The following is a 2,187-nucleotide window of genomic DNA, read 5'->3' as shown; positions in this document are numbered from 1 at the left end:
TCTAAAATGTAACTCACATTGGTAAGCCGTATGCCTTAATAGGGCACGTATGGTTTGATAAGGGGCGGCAGAATTTAAACTCTGCCGCCTACTTTCTTTTTTTATAAATTTTTAATGATTTCATCTGTGAATTGTTCAGTTGTTGCATTGCCACCAAGATCTGGTGTTAATACACTATGTTCTTCGAACACCTTATTTAAAGCTTTACGGATTTTACTAGAAACCACATCTTGATGTAAATCATCTAACATCATACAAGCTGACAATAATAAAGCACTTGGATTGGCAATGTGTTTACCAGCAATATCAGGAGCACTGCCATGTACAGCTTCATACATCGCATATTCATCACCTTTATTACAGCTAGGAAGTAATCCTAAACCACCAATTAATCCACTCGTTAAATCGGAAACGATATCTCCATAAAGATTTGGCATGACCATCACATCAAATTGTTCGGGATGCATAACCAACTGCATACAAGTGTTATCTACAATCAAAGAATTGGCTTCAATTTGAGGATAATCCTTGGCAATATCTTCAAAAATATGAAGGAATAAACCATCACTCATTTTTAAGATGTTAGCTTTATGTACACAAGTTAATTTTTTGCGATTATGTTTTACACAATATTCAAAAGCAGCCTTGATAATTCTTGTGCTCGCTTTTTTTGTGATGATTTTATATGCATATACTGTATTCTCATCAATTTGTTCTTCTTTTCCTACATATAGATCTTCCGTGTTTTCTCTAAAAGTTACGATATCTACATTTTCAAAACGAGTAGGAATACAAGGATTCGATTTAGCTGGACGAATATTTGCCCACAAGTCATATTTGTTTCTCAAAGCGACATTCAATGAACGAAAACCTTTACCAACTGGAGTTGTGATAGGAGACTTCAATAGAATTTTATTCTTTTCGTAAGATTCAAATGCTTTTTCTGGAATATATTCTTTTGTTTCTTCATATACCTTTGCACCTACGTTAAAGAATTCATATTCTAAATCTGCTCCTGCAGCATTTAATACTTTGATTACCGCATCCGTAATTTCAGGACCAATCCCGTCCCCTTTAAAAACTGTTATTGTAGTCATTCGTTTTCCTCCATTTCTCCTACATATACATTGGCAGGTCGTATTAATTTTCGGTTTGATTGACGATTCTCCAAATGATGGCTGACCCATCCGGCTGTACGACTGATTGCGAATAGTGGTGTAAACAAGTCGTTTTCAATCCCCAGCAATGAATAAACATAGCCGGAATAATAATCAACATTGGCACATACATCGATGCCTTTTCTTTCTTTCATGACTTCAACGGCAACTTTTTCAAATGCATGGATACAATTGTAGATATCTTCTTGTCCTTTTGATTTTGCGAGCATTTCACATTGTTGCTGAATCAATAATGCACGAGGATCACTCTTCGTATAAATCGCATGTCCAATTCCATAAATTAATCCACTATGATCAAAGAAGTCTTTATCTAACAAACGATTCGCAATCTTTTTTAGTGTTAATTTATCTGTTGTAAATCCAACCTCATGGAAGATAGCTTTAAACATATTGGTAACTTTACAGTTGGCACCCCCATGCTTAGGTCCTTTTAAAGAACCAATGGCAGCCGAAATACAAGAATAGATATCTGTTCCTGTACTCGATATTACGACATTGGCAAAGGTTGAGTTGTTTCCTCCACCATGATCGGCATGAACCATTAATAAAGTATCCAAGATTCTTGCCTCTTCTAAAGTATATTGATCATTCCCTCTAGCCATACATAAGATATTTTCAGCTAGGCTTTTGTCGGGATAAGGATAGGATTTAAAGACTTTGTTGCGAGCATATGAAAATGTGAAAAGTGGAATACTCGCTAGAATGTTTAATCCTTTCATCATTCGTTCTTCCAAGTCATCTGTATCAGCGCTTGGATCTTTTGCGTATAACTTCAATACTTCAATTTGAAGTGCATTTAGTATGTTTGGTGTTTCATACTGTAAGTCTACAGGCCCCATTTTAAAGTTCAATAAATAATCTTTAAATTCTTGTAACTGTTCTTTTGTTGGTAATGTGCCAAAAATCAAAAGGAATGCGACTTCTTCAAATCCAAAAATACGATCTTTAGGTTGTTTATCAACTAAATAATTGATGGGATATCCCCTGTAAATGAGTTGTCCATCAATGT

The 2,187-nt window shown here is 35.1% G+C and carries 2 protein-coding genes; both read right to left on the bottom strand.

Features of this window, described 5'->3' with window-relative positions; translation table 11 throughout:
• Window positions 1-101 precede the first annotated feature (101 nt).
• A complete protein-coding gene (locus tag ACZQCL_RS05305) occupies window positions 102-1,097 on the bottom strand; it encodes an isocitrate/isopropylmalate dehydrogenase family protein (protein WP_482482072.1) in 996 nt (331 codons plus the stop codon).
• The coding region (locus ACZQCL_RS05300) for a citrate/2-methylcitrate synthase (RefSeq protein ID WP_482482070.1) at window positions 1,094-2,187 on the bottom strand (1,094 nt) is incomplete at its 5' end. The genes ACZQCL_RS05300 and ACZQCL_RS05305, both read right to left, overlap by 4 nt.

The sequence above is a fragment of the Holdemanella sp. genome, assembly GCF_056804935.1.
This window is presented reverse-complemented; position numbering and strand designations above follow the sequence as displayed.

Coding starts and splice junctions, on each gene's coding strand:
- ACZQCL_RS05305 (WP_482482072.1), bottom strand. CDS start 1,097: ATGACTACAATAACAGTTTTTAAAGGGGACGGGATTGGTCCTGAAATT.